Below are 21,208 nucleotides of genomic sequence, written 5' to 3' on the forward strand. Positions count from 1 at the left end.
GCTGGGAGGAAACATGCGGAAGCAGCCGGATGCCCCGTGACCCTGCGGCACCCGGTTTCCACTTCTCCCGCCGCGGCCATGTATCCTGTCCCTTGCGCCGTTGCCATTTATCCTGCCCCTTCCGCCGCGATCATTTATCCTGTCCCTCGCGTCGCGCCCATATATCCCACATCTCCCGCCGCAGTCATGTATCCCGCCCTTCAAACCTGGAAACAATAAGCGTTAACAGAAATTGGAAAGGACCGGCTCTTATGAATGTACGTTTCAACCGTCTCAAAATGGTCAAAATTGCCGGGGGCTGCTTCCTGGCGATGACAATCGCGGAGGGCCTGGGCCTGCGGTACGGCGCTTCGGCCGGGGTGATCGCCCTGCTCAGCATCCACGATACCAAGCGGGAAACCATCCGCGCCATGGCAAAACGCCTGGGGGCGTTTGGAATCGCCCTGGCGCTGGCCCCCGTCTGCTTTGGGCTGGCGGGCTACACGCCTCTGGTCATCGGATTGTTTCTGCTGCTCTTCGCACCGGTGTGCGCGCTGCTGCAAATCCAGGAAGGACTGTCGGTGAGCACGGTGTTGATGACTCATTTCCTGACGGAAGGGGCCGTGTCGCCGGAAACGGTCGTCAACGAGGCGCTCCTGCTGGCCGTGGGAGCCGGAGTGGGTGTGGGTATGAATCTGTATATTCCCGGAAAGCGGGAGTGGATACGGGATCAGCAGCATCGGATTGAGGAACAGTTCCGGGCGCTTTTGCTGGAAATGGCCGCATATCTTCAGGGGGAAAGCCGCGGGGAGGGAATTGCGGAACGCGTGGGCAAGCTGGGATACATGCTGGATGAGGGCGAGGCCGCGGCCTACCGGGACATGGAGAACAACCTGTTGAGCGAGACGGAATATTATCTGCGCTATATGGTGCTGCGTAAAACCCAGCTGGCGGTGCTGGCCCGGATTTCGGACCATCTGCGGAGGCGGGAGGCATTTCCGGGGCAGGCAAAGTGGCTGTCCGGGCTTATGCGCTCGGTCAGCCGCTCCTTTCACGAGTATAATAACGTGCTGGGGCTGCTGGAAGAGCTGGCGGGGGTGAAAGGAGAGCTGGAACGGGAAGCTCTGCCGGCCACCCGGGAGGAATTTGAGGCGAGGGCGATCCTGTTCCAGGTGCTGCTGGAGCTGGAAGAGTTTTTGCTGATAAAACGGGAATTTGTGGCGGAAATGACGGCGGAAGAGATTGGGGAATTTTGGAATAATGATGTGGGGTGAGGACAAGATAATTGGAAGTTGGTCTGATTTTGGGACTTGCGTGGTATCAGACATAGTATAAAAAACAGCGCATTTGCCCCAGAAGGATGCAAATGCGCCGGTTTTTGGATGTAATATCCGGGGATGCAATAACCCGCAGGCAAAAACCTGCGGGTTATCATTTCGTGGAGACAACAGGGCTCGAACCGTAAGTAAAACATCGTAGAATCAAGGAAAATCAGTTGCCGTGTGATATTTCGTGTGATATTTTATCAAAGTGTTTGATGATCTTTCGATTCTGTTTTGCGGCCTCCAGATTGATTACATTTCGGTACACTGTTTTCATCACATTATCGCTGCCCCATCCGCCGCGCTGCAGTATGTATTGATCTGGAATCCCTATGGCATGCATAATACTGGCGGAATAGTGTCTGAGATCATGAAAGCGGAAGTGCGGAACACCGGAGAAGCGCACGGCCCGGCAGAAGCGGCTGGTGATCTGCTCTGGGGTGGCCTTGATAATTCGTCCTTCAATTCCTGCCATCTTTTCAATTACAAAGTGAGGGTATTCGATTTGACGGTAGCTGCTGTATGTTTTTGGTTGCTTGACCGACCATATACGATCCGGGCCCATGACCATGCTTTTATTCACATCGACAATATCTCCGTGTATATCGTCTGATGTAAGGGCGCAGATTTCGCCCCGGCGCATGGGGCCAAAAGCTGCCAGCAGAATAGCGATTTCAAGCTCTTTACCTGCCACATGGTCCAGCAACATTTTTACGTCTTTGTCTGAAGGGGTGTAGAGATCTGGTTTTTTCCGGGCCGGCAAAGTCGTTTTTAATCGAAAATCCGGGGCAAACATTTCAAGCGTGGCAGATACCAGGCCGTGGGCATTGCGGACAGTTTTCGGACTGTGATCCTTGGAAATTTCGCTGATCCAGATCTGAAGAGCAGTATTACTTAAATCTTTCAGACGGATTTCGCCGACCTTACGCAGGTAGCAGCGCTGGGTTTGCTCATAGAAAGCCACTGTGCTGGGGGACAGGACACCACGTTTGGCGTCAATATAGCGCGTGACGGCCCCGTAAAGGGTAAGGTTCTCCGGGGCCTGTGCGGCCTTGCCGGCAGCCCACTCTGAGGCCATGAACTGAGCCTCGCGTCTGGTGGGAGCGGTGAAGGACTTGTAATGCTTTTTACCATCTACGTCTACGTGATCGAATACCTGGATTCGCCAGGAGCCGGATGGGAGTTTTTTGGGAGTTGCCATGGTATCATTCCTCCTTGAAATTGGGTATAAGAAATACGCCCTTGCCAGGACGTAGCAGGAATGATATAATTCTATTGGTCAGATAGATGTATCATTCCGGCGCGTCCGGCAAGAAAATCTATTGTGAAAAGCTCTGGGAGTTGGTAGCTCCTGGGGCTTTTTGCATTATCTGTTAAAAAGAAGAATCTGTCCTACTTGTAAATAAGGCTCGAATTGAATATGGTAATTCTCCACCCATACTCCGGTTCCATATATCTGGCGATAATATTCGAGTGCTTCCGCCAAGGTATCCTCAGAAACGTCGAGATATTCTGCTATTTCATATTGGTTTTCGCAGTGATGCTCGAATGCCTCAACGATTCCTTTTAAACCAATTTGCTTATTATAGGCCCATAAGCGTGCCTCTCGCTCCTGCTTTCTTGCTTCTATAGAGTTTTGATCTATGATATCACCCACTGTGGTATAGTAATGTCCTAACTCTTCAGCGAGCACATCAGCTTTTTTCTTTAAGGTAGGAATATCCTGTCGAATGGCGATCCGATGTCCTTTACAATGACCGTCACCGGATTTTAATAAGGCTTCTTTTACAATTATTCCTTTATTGTCAGCTTCTATAAGTAATTCTTCGTAGCTCAATAGATCGACTCCTATTTATTCCAGAAATCATCATCGTTCATAAGGTCATCATCATGTCGGCGCATTTCATCAGTTACCTCTATGTCAGTACGCTCATGAGCGGCATTTGGCTCAAGGTAAGACTTGTTTTCTTTTGGAAGTTGAACAACTTTATTTGATGCTTCACAGCGCTCATGTTCCTTGTCTAATATAGTATCAACAAGCTCACGACCATGGTCATCAATGGCGCGATATTTGTAAAGATGGTTTTGTTCCTCTTTGGAGATAAACACCTTTATATTACCTACTTTGGGCGGTTCTTTAAAGTCCTCGAGGGCGTCTTTAAAGGCTTCTTTTGCAGTGATTTTTGGAAGATCATCTGGCATGGGAGGCTCTTGTTTTGCAAGAGCTGATCTTAATACGCTACCAGGTAATCCTATAGCTTCTGCCAGTTTTGAAGCCCATATATAATCTTGCTCATAGGGAATGAATTTTTCAATATTTTGCAACCAATGTAGCGGGATGCCGGCCTTTTCGACAATATCTTCCAGGGACATATTCAGTTCTTTTAATCTATTCTTGACAATATTGTTTAGAGACTCATCGATAATCATGGGGACGTCTTGTCCCGATAACCAAGCGGGATTGACATTTAGTGCATCGGCAATCGCTTGAAGAACAGGAAGTTTTGGTTTAGAAATAAGTCCATTTTCATATCTTTGTATTGTTGATTTAGCTACACCGATTTCGTTTGCAATATCATCTAAAGTATAATTCTTTAACGTCCGCGCCTGTTTTATTCTGTTGCCAATTTCATATACATCCATTATTGACACCTCCTATTGACACTATATCACATTAAATTGCATAGCGCAATAGAAACGATGAAAGATACTAAAAAAAGTTGCATAACGCTATTGACAATCAAGTTGCGCAGTGCTACAATCACACCATGAAAGAGAGGTGATGAAATTGTTGAATACAAGTAAAATTAAAGGTAAACTTGCTGAAAGAGGGTTAACACAAAAGGATGTAGCTAAGGCACTTAAAATTGCTCAGCCTACAGTTAATCAAAAAATCAACAATGTTCGGCCAATGGATTTAAATGAGGCTGAAAAACTAGCAGATTTGTTACATATTGAACCCGAAGAATTTCAAGTTTATTTTTTTACACCAAAGTTGCACAGCGCAACAAAAGAGGACAGCGGGGGAAAGAAGTAAAAAAGGAGGGCGCAGAATTTGAGCGAGATTAAAGTGATAGGCAGGCAGAATTTCATGGGAGTGGGGATTCCGGTGGTACTTGGAGGGTTTAGGGAAGGAAAGAAGTGTATTTCAGATAAAACTATTGCCGAAGTCCACAGAATGGAGATCAAGCATGTCCGTGAATTAATCAACCGTAATGCCAATCGGTTTGAAAATGGAAAAGACATTATTGACTTAAAAGTAGTCGTTCTGAACGACGACAATTTACTGACGGGTCAGCTTGGATATTCCAGAATGCAGATATCTAAAGCCGAACACATCTATATTTTATCAGAACGTGGTTATGCCAAGTTGATCAAGATCATGGACACGGATCTGGCGTGGGAGATACACGATAAGCTGATTGATGAATACTTTGAACTTCGGGAGTATTATAAAAAACCGTTGTCTCCGATGGAACAATTACGCTTACATCAGCAGGCTATTTTGGAAGTAGATGAAAAGATTGCAGCTGTCGATAAGGATCTTCAGAGTTTTAAGCAGGATATGCCGATCCTGGGAGTTGAGGAGTCTAAGATTGTAGCAGTAGTGAAACGGAAGGGTATCCAATGCTTGGGCGGAAAAGAGTCTTTTGCTTACAAGGACAGTTCCATTCGTAGCAAAGTGTATTCGGATATTTATGGACAGCTGAAACGAGAACTGGGATTAGCTCCGGGATGTACGTATAAAGCCATTAAGCGAAGTCAGTGTGATCTTGCAGTGGGAATTGTTGAGGCTTACGAACTCCCTATGGTACTAAGAAATGAGATAGAGACACGTAATGGTTACGATGATTTGCTGTACTAAAGGAGTGAAGATACAATGACTCGATTGACCTGCAGAACTTGTCGTCACGGTCGCTGGTGTTTGGAACGTGACAGGCAGTACCCATGCAGAAACTATAGCGGGAAGGAGAGAGCACACAATGAAAAAAAGCGCGTATCAGCAACGCGAGGACGAGGTGAAAATCCTCATCAATGAAGTGAAAGTTCGAAATAACTTGACCGATGAGGGGCTTGCAAAGAAAATCGGAATGCCGCTAGGGACTCTTCGAAACCGAAAAGTTCATCCGGGGAGATATCGGCTGGATGATATCTGGTTACTGGAGCAGTTGGCGGGCCGAAGGTTAGTAGTAGGAGGTGAGCCTATTGAGAAAGCGACATAAAACCCGCCATCCCGACGCCCGTTACTGGCAGCGCAACGCCATCACGTATTATCTGCTGTGGCTGATCACTCTGGCCTGGACGGCCTGGGAGGCAACGGCGGGACGGGAAGGGTTCTGGTGGGATCTGGTAAGCTGGCTGGTACCGGCGCTGATCCTGGGGGCTGCGATATTCATGGGGACGGTGCTGTTTAGCATGTACATGCGAGGCAAGTGGCAGATCTGAAGGGAGGTGAGGCCTATGGGCACAGAAATTAAAATGGACCCCAGTGGTTGCAGCCGCTGAAGGTCCGAACAATTAAGAAAAATCTTACAAGGTGATTATATCACCGGATTGGAGGATTATGCAATATCAATCGAAGGAATTATCAGCCGCTGCTGAAGGTGAATGGGTGATGGTTGACGCGGATTTAGGTGTTGTCGCGAGTGCATTAACCGGATTTCCACGATGGGTAAAAGAGCTGTTTGCTAAGGATACATCTGATGATATTGAAAGCCTTACTTTCTTTTATCATCCTGGATTGGACTTAATCATTTTGAATAAGGACCATTTCAATGCTGACTTTTACGAATTGCTTGTGACGCATTATCTGGCTTTTGATGAGGAAAACCGGAAAAGGGTAAAAGAAGAGGTGCCCGTGGATGTTATCGGGACAGCACTTGACTTATTGGATTTTGTAATTAAGGAAAGGGATAGAATCAATGGCAGATTTAAAGTACCACATCGTGAAAACGCTGATTGTGTTTCCGGGTGATGGAACGTATCACAAGGAACTGAACTTGATCGAGTGGGGAGACCGGAAAGCAAAGTACGATCTCAGAGGTTGGAATGATGACCGGACGGAGATGACCAAAGGCATTGTTTTATCGAAGGAAGAAGTGCAGATCTTAAAAGAAAAATTAGGAGGTATTGATTTATGATTACGGTTGAATTCAGGGATTTTGACGACATGGTGGCCTTTGCGAAGCGGTTGGCAGCCGATATCACAGGCAGGTATGAGACATCAGAGGATCAGAAGAAGGTGAGCCCTCACGGCGACGTCCAGAAGGAAGAAGAACAGCCCGATCCGGTGCAGGAGGAACAGAACACCGCAGCGGAGGAAAACCGGGATGAGGAGCCGACGTATTCCCTGGAACAGGTAAGGGCTAAGCTGGCCGAGCTTCAGAAGGCTGGGAAGCGGGCAGAAGTGAAGGCACTTTTGAATGGCTTTGGTGTGGCCAAGTTGTCCGAGGTTGCGCCGGAGCAGTATGAGGAACTGATGATGAAAGCGGGTGAAATCTAATGCCGGACACGCATGCCCTGTTGGGGCCCAGCGGTGCAAAGCGGTGGATGAGTTGTACCCCATCGGCGCGATTGGAAGAATCATTTCAGGAGGAGTCTACAGATTATGCAGCGGAAGGGACAATGGCCCACAAATTGGCGGAACAGATCCTCCGATACAATAATGGAGAAATCTCCAAGAAAGCGTTGACGGGCAGGATTAACAAGCTTAAAGCGGATCCGCTGTATAACCAGGAAATGCAGGATTACATAGAAGATTATGCCAATCGTGTGTGGGAGGTAATCAATGAGACGAAGGCCTCCTGCCCGGACGCGCTGATCCTCTTCGAGCAGCAGCTGGATTTTTCGGAGTACGTCCCGGAAGGCTATGGCACCGGAGACGTGGTGATCGTAGCCGACGACATGGTGAATGTGATCGACTTAAAGTACGGCAAAGGCGTTGGAGTCTCAGCGGAGGACAATCCCCAGTTGCGTCTCTATGGCCTGGGTGCCTATCTGGAACACTCTATGCTGTATGACATCCGTCGGGTGCGGATGACAATCATCCAGCCGCGGTTGGAAAACATCTCTACTGAAGAGATGGCAGCCGAGGAACTGCTGGACTGGGCGGAGACAGAGGTAAAGCCGAAGGCTGCGCTGGCCTATGCCGGTGAAGGAGAGTTTCAGGTGGGAGATCACTGCCGGTTCTGCCGGGCGCGAAAGACCTGCCGGGCAAAGGCGAATTACAACCTGGAGCTGGCAAAGTACGAGTTCGCAGATCCACCGCTGTTGTCCGAAGAAGAGATCGGAGAGGTGCTGCGGAAAGCGGATGAGCTGGCACACTGGGTTAAGGATATTACGGAGTATGCCCTGGCCGAAGCACTGAAAGGCCAGAAGTTTGACGGCTGGAAGCTGGTAGAAGGAACCAGCCGGCGCAAGTATGCGGATCAGGACAAGGCAGAAGCAGCATTGACAGCCGCGGGTTACGCTTTGGAGGTGATCCGAAAGCCGACGGAGCTGATCGGGCTTACCGATATGACAAAACTGTTGGGTAAAAAGAAATTTGAGGAGCTGCTGGCAGGCCTCGTGATTAAACCGGAGGGTAAGCCGACCCTGGTCCCGGAATCGGACAAGCGGCCGGAGTTAAATACAGCAGACGCAGCAAAAGCAGATTTTGAAACGGAAATCGATGAATAGAAAAGGAGAATCAGGATTATGAGCAAGAATACACAGCCGACAAAGGTGATTACTGGAAAGGTTCGCTTCAGCTATGTGAACATTTTTAAGAGCAGGGCATTTCAGGAGGGGCAGGACGCAAAGTTTTCCATCTGCCTGCTGATCCCGAAGAAGGATAAGAAAACCGTGAACGACATCCGCAAGGCCATTGACGCCGCCGTACAGGTAGGCGTCGCCGAGAAATGGGGTGGGAAAAAGCCGGCCAATCTCAAACTGCCGTTGCGTGATGGTGCAGAACGGGCCGATGAAGCGGAAGAGTACATCGGTATGTATTTCATGAATGCCAATAGCAACCAGAAACCCGGCATTATTGATATGTACAAGAACGAGATCCTGGACCCGACGGAGGTCTATTCCGGGTGCTGGGGCCGCGCTTCCATTAACTTTTTCCCGTTCAACAGCAATGGCAATAAGGGCGTAGCCGTGGGTCTGAATAATATTCAGAAGCTGGGCGACGACGAGCCGCTGGGCGGTGCAAGGGCCTCCGCTGAGGACGATTTTGACGATGACTATGAGGACGAGGACGACATGTTAGGGTGATGCATATGCGCACAATGGGCGTGGATATTGAAACCTACAGCAGCGCCAATATTAAAGAGTCGGGGGTATACGCCTACGCGGCGGCCCCTGACTTTGAAATTCTGCTGATTGGGTATCAGATGGATGGCGGGCCGGTGCAGGTAATTGACCTGACGGATCCGCTGTATGATCCAGAGGATTTTTATGAGTTTTGGGACGCCCTTGTAGATCCGGGAGTGGTTAAGACAGCTTACAATGCCAACTTTGAAAGAACCTGCTTTGCGGCCTGGACTGGAAAGCCTATGGCACCGGAACAGTGGCGCTGTACAGCCGTCCATGCGGCCACCCTGGGGCTTCCGGGTAATCTGGCGGGCGCAGGCGCGGCCCTGGGGCTGCCGCAAGATAAGCAGAAGGACGCTGCAGGTAAACGGCTGATCGATTACTTTTGCAAGCCCTGCAGGCCAACCAAGGCCAACGGAGGGCGCACGCGGAACCTGCCGGAGCACGCGCCGGAGAAGTGGGAACAGTTTGTGGAATATAACCGCCAGGATGTGGTGGCGGAAGCTGCCATAAAGGCCCGGCTGGCCGTATACAAGATCCCGGCCGCAGAGCAGCAGCTGTGGAACCTGGATCAGCGGATGAACGATAACGGTGTCCTGCTGGATATGGATCTGGCGGATAAGATTATCCGTTATGACGAGATTTACAGAGGCCGCCTGATGGAAGAAGCCCGGAAACTGACAGGGCTTGAAAATCCGAACAGCCTGAATCAGCTGAAAGACTGGTTCTCATGTAACTACCGGCTGGAGATCAAAAGTATTACGAAGGATACGATTCCCCAGATCCTGGACCAGCTGGAAGGAATTGAATTTATGTATGATATCCAGCCGGCGGTCAGGATGCTGCGGATCCGGCAGGAACTGGGAAAGACATCCGTTAAGAAGTACCAGGCTATGAGCCAGGCGGTTTGCCCTGACGGACGGCTGCGAGGTGTCCTACAGTTTTATGGCGCCAACCGAACCGGGAGATGGGCGGGAAGAATCGTGCAGGTGCATAACCTTCCCCAAAATAAGATCCCGGATTTGGATTTGGCGCGGCAGTTGGTCAAAGACGAGGACTTCGAGACACTGGAGCTGCTGTTTGAGGGTGTGCCCTTCGTGTTTTCGCAGCTGATACGCACAACGTTTGTTCCATCACCGGGATGTCGGTTTGTGGTGTCGGATTTTTCAGCGATTGAGGCCCGGGTAACGGCCTGGCTGGCGGATGAGCAGTGGCGTCTTGACGTGTTTAACGGGCATGGAAAGATCTATGAGGCGTCGGCCGCTCAGATGTTCCATGTGCCCATCGAGAGCGTCAAAAAGGGCAGTAAGCTGAGACAGCAGGGGAAGGTCGCAGAGCTGGCACTGGGTTATGGCGGCGGTTTTGGAGCCATGAAGAAGATGGACAAGGCCGGGACGATCCCGGATGACGAGATCCCTATGATTATCTCCAACTGGCGTAAGGCCAGCCCGCGTATCTGTAAGTTCTGGTATAACGTTGAGGGCGCGGCCAAGACGGCCATGGAGGAGCGGCGGACGGTGAAGCTGAAGCACGGGATCACATTCTCATACATAAACCATATCCTCTTTATTGGGCTTCCATCGGGCCGCAAGCTGGCATATTACAACGCCCGGATTGAGGACGGCAAGAAGGGGAAGCCTGCGATCACCTACGAGGGCGTGGACCAGGAAACCAAGGCCTGGGGACGCAACGAAACCTGGGGCGGGAAGCTGGTGGAGAATATTGTCCAGGCGGTGGCCCGGGACTGCCTGGCAGAAACGATAAAGCGTGTGAGCAGTGCAGGGTACCAGATTGTGATGCATGTACACGATGAAATAATCGTGGATGTGCCAAAGGCAGACACCAGCGCTTTGAAAACAATAACGGACATCATGGCGCAGCCGATCAGCTGGGCGCCGGGGCTGCCCCTGCGGGGGGACGGTTATGAAACCGACTATTACCGAAAGGATTGACGGGAGGAGGATCATGAATAAAGTCGCAGCGATTGAGGACTACAAACTGAATATTCATTATGATGGCCCTCTGTCTGTCTCCACAGGAAAGAGCCGGTTTGAAAAACATTGGAAGAACCGGGAAATGCAGTGGTCCGCCCTGCTTAAACGCCTTCAGGCGCCCACCAGGACTCAGGAGACGCTGGCCGAATATAAGGCCATGAGTAAAACCCAGCAGGATCAGATCAAGGATGTTGGGGGCTTTGTGGGCGGCAGCCTGAAGGATGGCCGGCGAAAATCCGAGAATGTCATGATGCGGCAGCTGGTGACACTGGACGCCGATTTTGCACCGGCCGGTTTGGATGAGGATCTGGAACTGCTGGCGGCAAATGCCTATGCTGTATATTCCACTCACAAACATACACCGGGGAATCCGCGGCTGCGCATTCTCATCCCCCTTGACCGCCCGGTGTCGCCAGATGAATATGAAGCGATTGCCCGCAAATTGGCTGAAGGGATTGGTATTGATTATTTTGACGATACCACCTATCAGGCCGGAAGGCTGATGTACTGGCCCAGTGTGGCACTTGATGGGGAGTACCTGTTTCATTATGAAGATCTTCCCTGGACCAGGGCCGACGAGGTACTGGCGCAGTATCCAGATTGGACGGATACCAGCTATTGGCCGGAGAGCAGCCGGGCAAAAGAGGATCGGGTAAAGCGAGCAAAGAAACAGGGAGATCCAACGGAAAAGATCGGATTGGTCGGGGCGTTCTGCCGCACCTATACCGTGGAAGAGGCGATTGAAAAATTTTTGCCTGAGACCTACGTGAAATGCGATATGCCAGGACGGTACACCTATGCTGAGGGATCTACAGCCGCGGGGCTGGTAATCTATGACGACGGGAAGTTCGCCTATAGCAATCACGCCACCGATCCGGCCGGCGGGAAGCTGTGTAACGCCTTTGACCTGGTTCGGATCCACAAGTTTGGGGAGCTAGATGAGGATGTGGCGCCGGAGACTGTCAGCACGAAATTGCCATCCTACAAGGCCATGACAGATATTGTGCGGACCGATGGAGGCGTAAAACGGGAACTGGCTATACAAAAAAGGCGGGAAGCAATCGAAGATTTTGATGATGAGGAAGTTGCTGAGTCCTGGGTGAGTAAGCTGCAGTATGACAGAAAAGGGGAGCTGGAGACCAGTTTGAATAATGTTCTCTGCATTCTGAAGAATGACCCACAGCTAAAAGGAATCGTGTTTAACCAAATGGCGGATAATCTGGAGATAAAAGGGGAAGCACCCTGGAAAACTCCATCCAGGTTTTGGAGAGACGCTGACGACGCACAGCTGGAGGCTTTTCTCGCAGCCCATTATACAGAATTTCCGAAAGCAAAGATTCAGACTGCTATAACCAAGGCCGCAGATGACAGGGCTTATCATCCGGTTAGAGAATATCTTGATTCACTGCCGCAGTGGGATGGCACACCGCGGGTGGATACGCTGCTGGTGGATTATCTGGGGGCTGAGGATTCAGACTATGTCAGATCAGTCACCAGAAAAACACTGTGCGCTGCTGTGCATAGGGTGAGGTTCCCAGGTTGCAAGTTTGATACCGTACTGGTGCTCTGCGGGCCGCAGGGAATCGGAAAGAGTACCTTAATTGCCAAGCTGGGCGGGTCCTGGTTTTCCGACTCGTTGAACCTGGCAGACACCAGGGACAAGACTGCGGCGGAGAAGCTGCAAGGTTACTGGATCATTGAGATAGGAGAGATGGCCGGTATAGGGAGCGCGGGAGTGAAAACTCTTAGAGGCTTCATAACAACGCAGGATGACCGCTACAGAGCCTCATACGGACACCGTGTGAGCTCCCATCCACGGCAATGTATTTTTATAGGTACTACGAATTCAGAAGAAGGTTACCTAAACGATGTGGAGGGTGGCCGCCGATTCTGGCCGGTGAATGTGCCGTGTATTGGAACGAAAAAGGTATGGGATATCAAGCAGGGGGAAGTGGATCAGATCTGGGCGGAGGTGCTGCACTATGTAGCGCAGGGTGAGAAGTTGATCCTGTCGGGTAGTGTGGCGGATGAGGCAGCCAAAAGGCAGAGAGAGGCTATGATTGCTGATCCGCGAGGGGAAAAGGTGCGGATGTATCTTGACACAATGCTTCCAGAAAATTGGTACGATCGGGATCTGGATAGCAGGCGTGACTTCCTATATGGTACCGAGTGCCCGAGACCGGAAGCAACACTACGACGTGACTTTGTAAGCTGTCAGGAGATATGGTGTGAATGTTTTGGAAACAGTTTAAAGAACATGGAATCCAAAGATACCTATGCCATTAAAAAGATTTTATCGAAGATGCCGGACTGGGAAAACACCGGGGAACGAAGACAACTTGGTGCTGAATATGGCCGTCAAAGAGGTTATATGCGCACATTTTAGATGGGACAACCATACGGGACAACCCTGGACAACCCCTGGACAAGCTCTAAAAACGGGACAACCTCAAAAAATTTTAGTAGGACAACAAAAAAAGCTGTCCCAGGGTTGTCCCCAGGGGCTGTCCCTGGTGAAAACCTTATTACTAATAGAAAATTCAAGGAAATTGGGACAACTGGACAACCTCTCTCTATAGAGCTTAAAAAATAAGGAATAAGGCGCAAATACGCGTAAAAACGCGTTATACACCTCTATACGCGCGTGCGCGAGGCGGTTGACCCGAAAGGAGTTGATAGGCGATGCTTGAAAAGGACATTGAGAGCTGGTTAAACAAACAGATCGAACAGATGGGTGGCCTGGCATTTAAATTCGTGTCTCCAGGAAACCCAGGCGTGCCGGATCGTATCTATATCCTGCCGAATGGTGAGGTATGGTTCGCGGAACTGAAGCAGCAGCTGGGGAGAGTCGCCGGGATCCAGAAGTGGCAGCGGCAACGCCTTCTGGAGATGGGCTGCAACTATCGCCTGGTGAGAGGAATGGATGACGCCAAGGCCTATGTGGGGGAAATGAAACATGCATTACGAACCGCATGAATACCAGAGATATGCAACAGAGAAGATCATAGATTTACCGGCCTGCGGGCTCTTTCTCGAAATGGGATTAGGCAAAACAGTGAGCACGTTGACGGCTATTAATGAGCTGATCTATGACCGGTTTGAGGTGGGAATGGTGCTGGTGATCGCACCAAAGCGGGTAGCAGATGATACCTGGACCAGCGAGGCCGAAAAGTGGGATCACCTGCAGCACCTGACATTTTCAAAGATTCTGGGAACAGCAGCGCAGCGGGAAGCGGCTCTTCAGGCCAGAGCTGACATCTATCTGATTAACAGGGAAAATGTTGTGTGGCTGGCCGATAAGCTGCGGAGGCAATGGCCGTTTGACATGGTGGTGGTCGACGAATTGTCATCCTTTAAGTCCAATCAGGCGAAACGGTTTAAGGCGCTGCGGGCGATCCGGCCGCTGGTCAAGCGCTTTGTGGGATTGACCGGCACGCCGGCGCCTAATGGGCTGATGGATCTCTGGCCGGAAGTGTACCTGCTGGACTGCGGAGAACGGCTGGGAAAGACCATAACCGGTTATCGGGATCGATATTTCTACCCAGGCAAACGGAACGGCTATACAGTGTTCACCTGGGAGCCGAAGGAAGGCGCTGAAGAGGCAATCCACCAGAAGATCTCTGACATCTGTATATCCATGAAAGCGGAGGATTATCTGCGGCTGCCGGAACAGGTCGTGAACGATATTCGAATCCGGTTGGCACCGGAGGAAATACAGAAGTACCGGGAGTTGGAAAAGGAAAAGCTGATGGAATTGGACGGCCAGGAAATAACGGCGCTGTCAGCGGCGGCCGTCTGGGGGAAGCTTCTGCAGCTGGCCAATGGAGCTGTTTATGACGATGACGGCGGCGCGACAATGCTTCATGACAAGAAGCTGGACGCCTTGGAGGAGATCGTGGAGGCCGCCTGCGGTCATCCGGTCCTGGTGTTCTATAATTTCCGCCATGATTATGACCGTCTGATGGCACGATTTGAGAGGCTGAGCCCGCGAACGATTCAGACATCCGGGGATATCCGGGACTGGAATGCAGGGCGTATCCGGTTACTGTTGGCGCAGCCGGCCAGCATGGGGCACGGACTTAACATTCAGGCTGGTGGGCACATCATTGTGTGGTTCGGGCTTAACCCAAGTCTGGAACTGTATCAGCAGGCTAACGCCAGGCTGCACAGGCAGGGGCAGAAACAGGCGGTGATCATTCATAGGCTGATTACGAAAGGTACGGTGGATGAGGATGTCATCAAGAAGCTGGAGACGAAGGATCAGCGCCAGGATAGCTTGATGGAGGCAGTCAAAGCGCGGATAAGGAGGTATAAGCAGTGATCATAACATACAAGATCCCGTCGGGGGTTATGAGGATCGACGCAAATGAGTTTTTTGAAGCGGCAAAAAAGTCGCAAATACGAAGGATGTTGAAGCAGCTGCGGCAGGATGAGAGGGCCGTGAAAGATTGCAAACCGTTGATTTGGGATTATCTGGAGGCGCAGGTACAGGAGGCGCACTACAAGGCGGCCCCCAAATCAAATATTTTGGAAGAGAGGTAAAAGCAAAAGTAATCTATCTTCTGGATGACAGATTCATCGGGATTCAGCCAGGATACGTTGTTATGGGGATTGAACTGGAAAATTAGCATTTAGCTGCCAACTGTGAAGTGTTGGAGAAAGCAGGATTATGAAATATCAGAAAAAGCCAGTAGTAATAGAGGCATTTCAGTATGATGGAGATTTAAAAGGAACTGACGGAAAATATTATGTGCCTGGATGGGCGGTAGAAGCATATGAGAAAGGTATCATGCATTACGGAGCATTGAAACTGGACGATCCGCCGTGTGAGTTGTTTATTGACACACTGGAAGGGACGCATCATGTGAGCGTTGGCGATTATGTGATTAAGGGGATCAAGGGCGAACTATATCCCTGCAAGCCGGATATTTTCGAGGATAGTTATGAGCCAGTAAACCGACATTTTCCGGCCAGGAGAAAGGAATCTATGGACAAAAGTAAAGATAAATTTCTGACTTTTTGCAACGAATGTGGATGGGAAGAAAAAACCATTGGCCTCCCATATCATTTTTGCCCTAAATGCGGTCACGTAAATATAGGGTTCATCAACTTGAAAAATGTGAGGGATGATAAAACAAAGAGGGTGCACAAATGAACCGTAAGAGGCGCACATGCTACCACGAGAACGGCTGTGGCCGGTGTAATGGGGAGAAAAACACACGAGGCAAGATATACCGCAGGTGCTTCTTATGCGCCGCGTATGAGCCGATAAAAAAGCCGGGGGACCACCCCGGCAAATAAAAACGAAGGGAAAGAACGTATGTTCAGAACCAATGGAAAGCGGCGGTCACCCGCCAAGATGATTCCGCCGCTTAAAGTATAGCCTGGGTCTATTATATCTGACTCTGGCGGCCATTTCAAGAGGAGGATCATAATATGAGTACACAGACAGTGAGAACGGAAATTATCAACAATGTATTGGTGACAATGTCGCACTATATCGAGCAGCAGGCTGTCCTGATGGCCCTGGAGCAGGCAATACAGCGTGAACTGGTGCGGGTCAACCTGGAGGAGATTACAACTCTGCCAGCGGAGCGTCTGAACCACGTGGACGAGCGCAACAAGTATCTGATTCAGCTGTTCATGGTAAAAAAGCGGGATTTGTCGAAAGAAACGCTCACCAGTTATCTGAACGCGGTTAAGCGGCTGATGGTTGAGATTAACGGGAAGTCGTTGGATCAGATGGATGAGACGGACATTGACTGGTACCTGACGCAGTATGAGCGCCGCAATATTGCTTCTGGCGGCAAAAAGAACGAAGCGTCCACAGTCAACAACGAGCGCAGATTCCTGTCGGCCTTCTACACCTGGATGCGCAAGGCCAAGCTGATTGCGGATAATCCTGTGGAGAGCATACCGGCCAAGAAGGTGCCGCGAAAGCCGATTGACTACTATTCGGCGGAGGAGATGGCACGGATCCGGGACGCCTGCAGGAACCCGCGGGAACGGGCAATCGTTGAGGTGTTCCGCAGCACAGGAGCACGAGTGGGTGAGATCGCGGAGATTACCTTGGATCAGTTAGACCTTGAAACTGGAGACATTATGATTCAGGGTGAGAAGGGCGGCCGCTTCCGGACGATCTATCTTGATGATGACGCACGGTATTATTACAGGATGTATCTGGCTACGCGCAAGGATGACAGCCCATATCTGCTGCCACAAAGCCGCAGACCCTATGGGAAGATGAGCACGGAGGCGTATCGCAGCGTCATGAAAACCATTGGGCGCCGTGCAGGGCTGAAGTGCCGCGTTTATCCCCATAAAATGCGCAAGACATTGGGGATGAATCTTAAAAATCGTGGTGTTGATCTTGGGATTATTCAGGAGGTGTTGGGACACGCAAATCCCACTGTAACAAGTCAATATTATGCCCAGTCCACACCCAAGACGCTGCGGAGCGTCAGGGAGCGACTGGCAGTATAGAGGAGGTTTTAGTATTGGATCAGGAAAAGACGGAGAATGAGCAGAAAAAAGAGTTTTTAATGAGTTATCAGTTGGCCAAGAGAGACGTGACCAGACTGGAGGAGCAGCTTGCAGAGCTGCGGATCGGCAAGATGTCACCCGGCTGTGAGATTGGGGACGGCCTGCCACATGCCCACAATGCCACAGACTTGTCCAGTTATGCCGCCAAGGTGGACGGGCTGGAGCGAGAGATTGTGGCGGCGCGGTACCGGCGGATATGTGCATTCGAGAGGGTGCGGAATTGTATCGAGGCTCTGGAGGATGAGCGGGAGAAGCTGCTGCTTACATATCGGTATCTGCGGGGAATGCGTTGGACGGCAATTTGTGAGAAGATGGACTATAGCTGGCAACATCTTCACAAGATTCATGCACGAGCTTTGAAAAATTTTAAAACATGCGATTGAATGCGACTATGTGGTTCTGCTATACTATAGGCAGTGAATTGGGTCCACCGGATATGGCGGACCCTTTTTGCTACCCATTTTGCATTCTCCGCCGGGTAAAACTTAGACCGGCGGGGCCTCCTCTATCGGAAGAAGATAGCCAAGATTGGAAGGTGAGGTGAGCCTGATGGCACTAACTAAGAAGCAAAAACTTTTTGTCGATGAATATCTGATCGACCTGAATGCCACCCAGGCAGCCATACGGGCAGGGTACAGTCCCGATACTGCGAAGGCAATCGGAAGCGAGAACTTGACGAAACCTGACATTCGCGCACAGATTGACAAGGCTATGGCGGAGCGCTCCAAGCGTACCGGAGTCAATGCGGATCGGGTTGTAATGGAGTTGGCCAAGATTGCATTCATTAATGCCGCGGACGTTATCAATGCCGAGGATGCCACTCTGAAGGACGATGCAGCCCCAGAGGACACAGCAGCGATCCAATCGGTTAAGGTCAAGACAATCCCCACAAAAGACGGCGAGGGCGTGGAGCGCGAGATCAAGATGGCGGATAAGATCAAAGCTCTGGAGTTGCTGGGCAAGCACCTGGGGATGTTCAAGGACCGTGTGGAATTGTCCGGGAGCCTGGAGTCGGAAAAGACCAAGATGGACGACATTATCCAGCAGCTGCGTGGTGGTGGAGGATGAGCACGGAGCGCCTGCTGCTGTCAAATAAGTATAAGGCGTTCCTGCGCTGTGACGCCCCGGTGGAGTTCCTGGAGGGGACCACGGCAGCCGGTAAGACAACGGTGGGCCTGTTCAAGTTCATGTGTAAGGTCTGGGAAAGTCCCAAGAAGCTGCACATTCTGGCTGCCGATGACACCGGCGCCGCCGAAAAGAACATTATCAACAAGGATCTGGGAATCCTTGATGACTTCGGGATCCTGGTGGAGTATAAGGGCAACGGCTCCGGCGAGTATAAGATGCCGCACCTGCTATTCCATACATCCAGCGGGGATAAGATCATATTTGTGGTAGGCTATGGCAACCGGCGGAAGTGGAAGGACGCCCTGGGGGGCCAGTACGGCTGCCTGTACATCGACGAGATCAACACGGCAGACATTGACTTTGTGCGTGAGGCGGCTATGCGTAGCGATTACCTCATGGCAACCTTGAACCCGGATGATCCAGGCCTGGACGTGTACAAGGAGTACATAAACTGTTCCAGGCCGCTGCCCGAGTGGGCGGACGAGACGCCGAAAGAGATCATAGAGGAATTACGAGAGGAACCAAAGCCTGGCTGGGTGCATTGGTTCTTTTCTTTTGTTCATAACTTGGGCCTGCCAAAAGAGAAGCTGGAAAAGATCATCCAGAATACGCCGCCGGGCACGAAGATCTGGAAGAATAAGATCCAGGGTCTGCGCGGAAAAGCAACCGGCCTGATCTTCCCGAATTTCGACCGCAAAAAGCATGTGGTCACGGCGTCCTGGGTGCGGCAGCAGATTGCCTCCGGTAAGATCAAGATTAAGAAGTTCAGTGCTGGCCTGGATACATCATATTCCAGCAAGTCCCCGGATACCATTGCCATGATCTTCCAAGCGGTCACCGTGGACCGGCGCCTTTTGGTTCTGGACGAGAAGGTCTACAGTAACGCGGATCTGTCTCAGCCGCTTGCTCCGTCAGATACCGCGGTGAAATTTGTGGAGTTTCTGGAGCGGAACCGGAAAGACTGGGGATTTGCTAAGGATGTGTTCATAGACAGCGCCGATCAGGCGACTATCACGGAGCTGCGAAAGTACAAGCGGCTGCACAGCTGTATGTATAATTTCATCGATGCATACAAGAGGGTGGAGATTCTGGACCGTATCAAGCTTATGCTGGGCTGGATCCAGCAGGGAGGATACCTGGTAGTGGACACCTGTATGGAGCACCTGGGAGAGCTGGATCAGTACAGCTGGGATGAGGACAAGGATAAACCAGAGGACCGTAACGACCATACGATTAACGCCAGCCAGTACGGGTGGATCCCTTACCGGCAGATGATCGGATTTGAGGAGGCAGACGAGAAATGAGGTGGACACAGAAATTGAGTGACAATATCAAGCGAGGGATCCGCAGTTGGCTCAACATCCAGCCGGCGGGCCCATACAACATACAGATTCAGGAGATTATGGACTTCGAGCTGTCTGCTATCCGGAGCCGGATCTGGTACCGTGGGGATGGCAACGAGCTGGAGCAGTTCTACCAGCAGAGCCCGGAGGCAGCTGACCGGTTCAAGTTCTGGGCCAGCCGCTGCACACCAGGGATGGAGATGCGCAAGATTCACACCGGCCTGCCGGGCCTGATTGTGCGGATCCTGTCCTCGATCATCCTGTCCTCCATGAATGACTTTGAGTTCTCCGATCAGAAACAGGAAAGCCTCTGGCAGGAAATCGAAAAGGAAAACAAGTTCCGCAAGGGTCTGGAGGAAGCGCTGAAGGAAGCGTTGTACATCGGTGATGGAGCCTACAAGGTTACAATTGACACCGCGCTGAGCGAGTATCCGATCCTGGAGTGGTACCCTGGGGATCAGATCGAGATTATACGGCAGCGTGGCCGTGTGAAAGAAGTGATATTCAAGACGCCGATCACAGACCATCGGCAGGAGTATACACTGTATGAGTATTACGGATATGGCTATATCCGAAACGAGTTGTACAGGGGGAATACACTGGTGGACCATAAAGCTGTTGAGGCCACCAAGGGGCTGACGGACTGGAAGTTCGACAACAAAACCATGCTGGCCGTGCCAATCAAGATCTATGAGAGCGCCAAATGGCAGGGCCGCGGCGGATCTATCTTCGACGGGAAGCTGGACAGCTTTGATGCCTTTGATGAAACTTGGAGTCAGTGGATGGACGCCCTGCGGGCCGGCCGGGCAAAGGAGTACATACCAGAGTGTTTCCTGCCGCGGAATCCGACCACCGGCGAGGTGTTGGCGCCGAACCATTTCGACAACCGATACATCAAGACGGATCAGGACATGGGGGAGGGCACCCAGAACAAGATTGATGTGGAGCAGCCAGCAATCCCGCATGACAGCTACCTGGCCAGCTACATAACGGCGCTGGATCTGTGCCTCCAAGGGATCATCAGTCCCAGCACGTTGGGAATCGACGTCAAGAAGCTGGACAATGCGGAAGCGCAGCGGGAAAAGGAGAAAACTACGCTCTATACCCGTGACGCCATCGTGGAGGCGTTGCAGGAGGAGCTTCCGGCGGTGATCGGCGCGTGTATCAATGCCTATCATCTGCTGCACGGTGAAGCTGTGGAGGAGGTGAAGGTGGATATCCCCTTCGGTGAATACGCGAACCCCAGCTTTGAAAGCCAGGTGGAGACCCTTACCAAGGCCAGGCCTGGGGCTCCGGTCATGAGCGTAGAGGCCCAGGTGGAAGAGCTCTATGGGGACAGCAAGGACGAGGCGTGGAAGAAAGAAGAGATTGCCCGCTTGAAGGCAGAGCAGGGGATTGCAGTGGTAGAAGAACCGGGCGTCAACCTGGCCGCCGGCGGCTTCCAGGTCAACATGGAGGGAGGAATACCGGGTGAAGGTCAAAGTAATGAACCGCCTGTACCAGATGAGTCAAAAGGAGTACCAGGGACTGCTCCAGGTGGCCAGGGAGCAGGTGCCATTGGGAATATACGCCCTGGAAAAGAATGATTACGCAGAACTGCGGT

24 protein-coding genes and 1 pseudogene are annotated in these 21,208 nt (G+C 51.2%); 22 read left to right on the forward strand and 3 right to left on the reverse strand.

What is annotated here, in order from left to right; genetic code table 11:
- Window positions 1-251 precede the first annotated feature (251 nt).
- Window positions 252-1,253, forward strand: a complete 1,002-nt coding sequence (locus ACK2JC_RS16475) for an aromatic acid exporter family protein (protein ID WP_320937176.1) — start codon at window positions 252-254, stop codon at window positions 1,251-1,253.
- A gap of 217 nt (window positions 1,254-1,470) precedes the next feature.
- Here ACK2JC_RS16475 and ACK2JC_RS16480 read toward each other — a convergent pair whose 3' ends face one another.
- From ACK2JC_RS16480 to ACK2JC_RS16490, 3 genes are all read right to left on the reverse strand, one after another.
- Entirely contained in the window at window positions 1,471-2,502 is a 1,032-nt protein-coding gene (locus ACK2JC_RS16480) for a site-specific integrase (RefSeq protein WP_107436008.1), read from the reverse strand.
- A gap of 165 nt (window positions 2,503-2,667) precedes the next feature.
- On the reverse strand, window positions 2,668-3,138 hold the full coding sequence (locus ACK2JC_RS16485) for an ImmA/IrrE family metallo-endopeptidase (RefSeq protein WP_368271036.1): 471 nt from the start codon (window positions 3,136-3,138) through the stop codon (window positions 2,668-2,670).
- An 11-nt stretch (window positions 3,139-3,149) separates the two neighbouring features.
- The gene (locus ACK2JC_RS16490) at window positions 3,150-3,944 is read right to left on the reverse strand and encodes a helix-turn-helix domain-containing protein (RefSeq protein ID WP_368271035.1); all 795 of its coding nucleotides are present in this window, start codon (window positions 3,942-3,944) and stop codon (window positions 3,150-3,152) included.
- Window positions 3,945-4,083: 139 nt separating this feature from the next.
- On the opposite strand from ACK2JC_RS16490, the gene ACK2JC_RS16495 reads away from it, so the two are divergent.
- From ACK2JC_RS16495 to ACK2JC_RS16595, 21 genes and pseudogenes are all read left to right on the forward strand, one after another.
- Window positions 4,084-4,338, forward strand: coding sequence for a helix-turn-helix domain-containing protein (locus ACK2JC_RS16495; RefSeq protein ID WP_368271034.1), 255 nt, complete (start codon window positions 4,084-4,086; stop codon window positions 4,336-4,338).
- Between the two features lie 18 nt (window positions 4,339-4,356).
- On the forward strand, window positions 4,357-5,166 hold the full coding sequence (locus tag ACK2JC_RS16500; RefSeq protein ID WP_368271033.1) for an ORF6C domain-containing protein: 810 nt from the start codon (window positions 4,357-4,359) through the stop codon (window positions 5,164-5,166).
- 118 nt (window positions 5,167-5,284) lie between these two features.
- Window positions 5,285-5,524: a hypothetical protein gene (locus ACK2JC_RS16505; protein ID WP_368271032.1), complete on the forward strand. Its 240-nt coding sequence runs from the start codon at window positions 5,285-5,287 to the stop codon at window positions 5,522-5,524.
- Window positions 5,508-5,747 carry a hypothetical protein gene (locus ACK2JC_RS16510; RefSeq protein ID WP_368271031.1) on the forward strand — a complete coding sequence of 80 codons (240 nt, stop codon included), beginning with the start codon at window positions 5,508-5,510 and terminating at the stop codon, window positions 5,745-5,747. The genes ACK2JC_RS16505 and ACK2JC_RS16510 overlap by 17 nt, the downstream gene beginning before the upstream one ends.
- A gap of 118 nt (window positions 5,748-5,865) precedes the next feature.
- On the forward strand, window positions 5,866-6,276 hold the full coding sequence (locus tag ACK2JC_RS16515) for a hypothetical protein (protein ID WP_368271030.1): 411 nt from the start codon (window positions 5,866-5,868) through the stop codon (window positions 6,274-6,276).
- Complete coding sequence (locus ACK2JC_RS16520; RefSeq protein WP_368271029.1) at window positions 6,224-6,442, forward strand: YdbC family protein; 219 nt, start codon at window positions 6,224-6,226, stop codon at window positions 6,440-6,442. Before ACK2JC_RS16515 ends, ACK2JC_RS16520 begins: the two co-directional genes overlap by 53 nt.
- Window positions 6,439-6,804 (forward strand): hypothetical protein, encoded by a 366-nt coding sequence (locus ACK2JC_RS16525; protein WP_368271028.1) that lies wholly within the window; start codon window positions 6,439-6,441, stop codon window positions 6,802-6,804. The genes ACK2JC_RS16520 and ACK2JC_RS16525 overlap by 4 nt, the downstream gene beginning before the upstream one ends.
- A complete protein-coding gene (locus ACK2JC_RS16530) occupies window positions 6,804-7,979 on the forward strand; it encodes a DUF2800 domain-containing protein (protein ID WP_368271027.1) in 1,176 nt (391 codons plus the stop codon). Before ACK2JC_RS16525 ends, ACK2JC_RS16530 begins: the two co-directional genes overlap by 1 nt.
- An 18-nt stretch (window positions 7,980-7,997) precedes the next feature.
- Window positions 7,998-8,558 carry a DUF2815 family protein gene (locus ACK2JC_RS16535; protein ID WP_368271026.1) on the forward strand — a complete coding sequence of 187 codons (561 nt, stop codon included), beginning with the start codon at window positions 7,998-8,000 and terminating at the stop codon, window positions 8,556-8,558.
- A 5-nt stretch (window positions 8,559-8,563) separates the two neighbouring features.
- Entirely contained in the window at window positions 8,564-10,549 is a 1,986-nt protein-coding gene (locus ACK2JC_RS16540; protein WP_368271025.1) for a DNA polymerase, read from the forward strand.
- 13 nt (window positions 10,550-10,562) lie between these two features.
- Window positions 10,563-12,977: a VapE domain-containing protein gene (locus ACK2JC_RS16545; RefSeq protein WP_368271024.1), complete on the forward strand. Its 2,415-nt coding sequence runs from the start codon at window positions 10,563-10,565 to the stop codon at window positions 12,975-12,977.
- Window positions 12,978-13,273: 296 nt separating this feature from the next.
- Window positions 13,274-13,567 (forward strand): VRR-NUC domain-containing protein, encoded by a 294-nt coding sequence (locus ACK2JC_RS16550; RefSeq protein WP_368271023.1) that lies wholly within the window; start codon window positions 13,274-13,276, stop codon window positions 13,565-13,567.
- A complete protein-coding gene (locus tag ACK2JC_RS16555) occupies window positions 13,548-14,912 on the forward strand; it encodes an SNF2-related protein (protein ID WP_368271022.1) in 1,365 nt (454 codons plus the stop codon). Before ACK2JC_RS16550 ends, ACK2JC_RS16555 begins: the two co-directional genes overlap by 20 nt.
- Window positions 14,909-15,133, forward strand: coding sequence for a hypothetical protein (locus ACK2JC_RS16560; RefSeq protein ID WP_368271055.1), 225 nt, complete (start codon window positions 14,909-14,911; stop codon window positions 15,131-15,133). Before ACK2JC_RS16555 ends, ACK2JC_RS16560 begins: the two co-directional genes overlap by 4 nt.
- A complete protein-coding gene (locus tag ACK2JC_RS16565) occupies window positions 15,055-15,219 on the forward strand; it encodes a DUF3850 domain-containing protein (protein ID WP_368271052.1) in 165 nt (54 codons plus the stop codon). Before ACK2JC_RS16560 ends, ACK2JC_RS16565 begins: the two co-directional genes overlap by 79 nt.
- Before the next feature lie 41 nt (window positions 15,220-15,260).
- Window positions 15,261-15,545 (forward strand): annotated as a pseudogene (locus tag ACK2JC_RS16570) (hypothetical protein); the annotation flags it as partial.
- A gap of 482 nt (window positions 15,546-16,027) precedes the next feature.
- Window positions 16,028-17,074 carry a tyrosine-type recombinase/integrase gene (locus ACK2JC_RS16575; RefSeq protein ID WP_368272774.1) on the forward strand — a complete coding sequence of 349 codons (1,047 nt, stop codon included), beginning with the start codon at window positions 16,028-16,030 and terminating at the stop codon, window positions 17,072-17,074.
- A 14-nt stretch (window positions 17,075-17,088) separates the two neighbouring features.
- Complete coding sequence (locus ACK2JC_RS16580) at window positions 17,089-17,517, forward strand: hypothetical protein (protein WP_411337452.1); 429 nt, start codon at window positions 17,089-17,091, stop codon at window positions 17,515-17,517.
- 166 nt (window positions 17,518-17,683) lie between these two features.
- Window positions 17,684-18,202, forward strand: coding sequence for a terminase small subunit (locus ACK2JC_RS16585; protein WP_368272462.1), 519 nt, complete (start codon window positions 17,684-17,686; stop codon window positions 18,200-18,202).
- Entirely contained in the window at window positions 18,199-19,566 is a 1,368-nt protein-coding gene (locus ACK2JC_RS16590; RefSeq protein ID WP_368272463.1) for a terminase, read from the forward strand. The genes ACK2JC_RS16585 and ACK2JC_RS16590 overlap by 4 nt, the downstream gene beginning before the upstream one ends.
- A complete protein-coding gene (locus ACK2JC_RS16595) occupies window positions 19,563-21,191 on the forward strand; it encodes a capsid protein (protein ID WP_368272465.1) in 1,629 nt (542 codons plus the stop codon). The genes ACK2JC_RS16590 and ACK2JC_RS16595 overlap by 4 nt, the downstream gene beginning before the upstream one ends.
- Window positions 21,192-21,208 lie beyond the last annotated feature (17 nt).

The organism is Enterocloster lavalensis (assembly GCF_046603895.1).
Taxonomy (GTDB): domain Bacteria; phylum Bacillota; class Clostridia; order Lachnospirales; family Lachnospiraceae; genus Enterocloster; species Enterocloster lavalensis.